At 62.9% G+C, this 3,376-nt stretch carries 3 protein-coding genes; all 3 read left to right on the forward strand.

The features are described from left to right. Nucleotides 1-1,530 (forward strand): glyoxylate carboligase (gcl, locus tag KY379_RS26985; RefSeq protein ID WP_261242696.1); only part of this gene is annotated, 1,530 nt, incomplete at its 5' end. A 10-nt stretch (nucleotides 1,531-1,540) separates the two neighbouring features. Then, nucleotides 1,541-2,323, forward strand: coding sequence for a hydroxypyruvate isomerase (gene hyi / locus KY379_RS26990; protein WP_261242695.1), 783 nt, complete (start codon nucleotides 1,541-1,543; stop codon nucleotides 2,321-2,323). A 153-nt stretch (nucleotides 2,324-2,476) separates the two neighbouring features. Continuing rightward, the gene (locus tag KY379_RS26995) at nucleotides 2,477-3,370 is read left to right on the forward strand and encodes a 2-hydroxy-3-oxopropionate reductase (protein ID WP_261242694.1); all 894 of its coding nucleotides are present in this window, start codon (nucleotides 2,477-2,479) and stop codon (nucleotides 3,368-3,370) included. Nucleotides 3,371-3,376 lie beyond the last annotated feature (6 nt).

Genomic DNA, 3,376 nt, shown 5'->3' on the forward strand with positions numbered 1-3,376 from the left:
GGCCTGTACAGCGCCTCGGCCGACTCCATCCCGATCCTCTGCATCACCGGCCAGGCTCCGCGCGCTCGTCTGCACAAGGAAGACTTCCAGGCCGTCGACATCACCAGCATCGTCAAGCCGGTCACCAAGTGGGCCACCACCGTGCTCGAGCCCGGCCAGGTGCCCTACGCTTTCCAGAAAGCCTTCTATGAAATGCGCACCGGCCGCCCAGGCCCGGTGCTGATCGACCTGCCGTTCGACGTGCAGATGGCCGAGATCGAATTCGACATCGATGCCTACGAGCCACTGCCGGTGCACAAGCCGTCGGCTACCCGCATCCAGGCCGAAAAAGCCCTGGCCATGCTCAACGACGCCGAGCGCCCGCTGCTGGTGGCCGGTGGCGGCATCATCAACGCCGACGCCAGCGACAAGCTGGTCGCCTTCGCCGAACTGACCGGTGTGCCGGTGATCCCGACCCTGATGGGCTGGGGCACCATCCCCGATGACCACGCGCAGATGGTCGGCATGGTCGGCCTGCAGACCTCGCACCGCTACGGCAACGCTACCCTGCTGAAATCCGACCTGGTGTTCGGCATCGGCAACCGTTGGGCCAACCGCCACACCGGCTCGGTCGATGTCTACACCGAAGGCCGCAAGTTCGTGCACGTGGACATCGAGCCGACCCAGATCGGTCGCGTGTTCACCCCGGACCTGGGGATCGTTTCCGACGCAGGTCTGGCATTGGACGTGTTCCTGGAAGTGGCCCGCGAGTGGAAAGCCGCTGGCAAGCTCAAGTGCCGCCAGGCCTGGCTGGAAGACTGCCAGCAGCGTAAAGCCAGCCTGCAGCGCAAGACCCACTTCGACAACGTGCCGGTCAAGCCGCAGCGCGTGTACGAAGAAATGAACCAGGTGTTCGGCAAGGACACCTGCTACGTCAGCACCATCGGCCTGTCGCAGATCGCCGGCGCGCAGTTCCTGCACGTGTACAAGCCACGCCACTGGATCAACTGCGGCCAGGCCGGCCCGCTGGGCTGGACCATTCCAGCAGCCCTGGGCGTGGTCAAGGCCGACCCGAAACGCAAGGTCGTCGCGCTGTCCGGTGACTACGACTTCCAGTTCATGATCGAGGAACTGGCCGTCGGTGCGCAGTTCAACCTGCCGTATGTGCACGTGCTGGTGAACAACGCTTACCTGGGCCTGATTCGTCAGGCGCAGCGTGGCTTCGACATGGATTACTGTGTACAACTGGCGTTCGAGAACATCAATGCAGGCGATGATGCCGCCGCCTATGGCGTGGACCATGTTGCCGTGGTCGAGGGCCTGGGTTGCAAGGCCATTCGGGTGTTCGAACCTCATGCCATCAGCCCTGCCCTGCGCGAAGCGCAGCGTATGGCCGAACAGTACCGGGTGCCGGTGGTGGTTGAGATCATCCTCGAGCGGGTGACCAACATCGCCATGGGCACCGAGATCAATGCCGTCAATGAGTTCGAAGCGCTGGCGACCACTGCCGCAGATGCGCCGACTTCGATTCTGAGCCTTCGTGACCTTTAAGGAGAGCCCTATGCCACGCTTCGCTGCCAACCTGTCCATGCTGTTCACCGAACAGGACTTCCTGGCCCGCTTCAAGGCGGCCGCCGATGCCGGTTTCAGCGGCGTCGAATACCTCTTCCCGTATGACTTCAGCGCTGCAGAAATCAAGCAGCAGCTCGATGCCAACGGCCTGACCCAGGTGCTGTTCAACCTGCCTGCCGGCGATTGGGCCAAAGGTGAACGTGGCATCACCTGCCACCCCGATCGCGTCGAAGAGTTCCGCGCCGGGGTCGACAAGGCCATCGAATACGCCAAGGTGCTGGGCAACACCCAGGTCAACGCCCTGGCCGGCATCCGCCCGCAAGGCCCGGACTGCGCCACCGTGCGCAAGACGTTCGTGGAAAACCTGCGCTACGCCGCTGACAAGCTCAAAGCCGCCGGTATCCGTCTGGTCATGGAAATGATCAACACCCGCGACATCCCCGGCTTCTACCTGAACACCACGAAACAGGCCCTGGAAATCCAGGCCGAAGTCGGCAGCGACAACCTGTTCCTGCAGTACGACATCTACCACATGCAGATCATGGAAGGTGACCTGGCCCGCACCATGGAAGCCAACCTGAACCTGATCAACCACATCCAGCTGGCCGACAACCCGGGCCGCAACGAACCCGGCACCGGCGAGATCAACTACCGCTTCCTGTTCGAACACCTGGACCGCATCGGCTACCAGGGCTGGGTGGGCGCGGAGTACAAGCCGCTGACCACCACCGAAGCGGGTCTTGGCTGGCTGAAAACCCATAACGCAATTTAAGAAACAACGCGGAACACTGTGGGAGCGGGCTTGCCCGCGAACACCGGCACAGCCGGTGCCACCCACCGAGTTGTCTGCTTCGCGGGCAAGCCCGCTCCCACAGGGGGGGCGAGGCTCGCTTAAGCTATCACACATACAATGAGGTAATGTCTCATGGCTAAAATCGGTTTCATCGGCACCGGCATCATGGGCAAGCCCATGGCCCAGAACCTGCAAAAAGCAGGTCACAGCCTCTTCGTCTCCACCCATCACGACCCTGCCCCGGCCGAGCTGATCGCCGCTGGCGCAGTCGCCCTGGCCAACCCGAAAGAAGTGGCCCAGGAAGCCGAATTCATCATCGTCATGGTCCCCGACACCCCACAGGTCGAAAGCGTGCTGTTCGGTGAGAACGGCGTCGCCGAAGGCGTGGGCCCGAACAAGGTCGTGATCGACATGAGCTCGATTTCGCCCACCGCCACCAAAGCCTTCGCCGAAAAAATCAAGGCCACCGGCGCCGCCTACCTGGACGCCCCGGTGTCCGGCGGTGAAGTCGGTGCCAAGGCCGCGACCCTGAGCATCATGGTCGGTGGCTGCCCGAACGCCTTCGAGCGCGCCCTGCCGCTGTTCCAGGCCATGGGCAAGAACATCACCCGCGTCGGCGGCAACGGCGACGGCCAGACCGCCAAGGTGGCCAACCAGATCATCGTCGCCCTGAACATCCAGGCCGTCGCCGAAGCCCTGCTGTTCGCCGCCAAGAACGGCGCCGACCCGGCCAAGGTACGTGAAGCCCTGATGGGCGGCTTCGCCTCGTCGAAGATCCTCGAAGTGCATGCCGAGCGCATGATCAAAGGCACCTTCGATCCAGGCTTCCGCATCAACCTGCACCAGAAGGACCTGAACCTGGCCCTGCAAGGCGCCAAGGAACTGGGCATCAACCTGCCCAACACCTCCAATGCCCAGCAAGTGTTCAACACCTGCCAGGCCCTGGGTGGCGGTAACTGGGACCATTCGGCGCTGATCAAAGGCCTGGAGCACATGGCCAACTTCTCGATCCGCGACGAGAAATGAGCTTCA

The sequence above is a fragment of the Pseudomonas sp. HD6422 genome, from assembly GCF_025377065.1.
Taxonomy (GTDB): domain Bacteria; phylum Pseudomonadota; class Gammaproteobacteria; order Pseudomonadales; family Pseudomonadaceae; genus Aquipseudomonas; species Aquipseudomonas putida_U.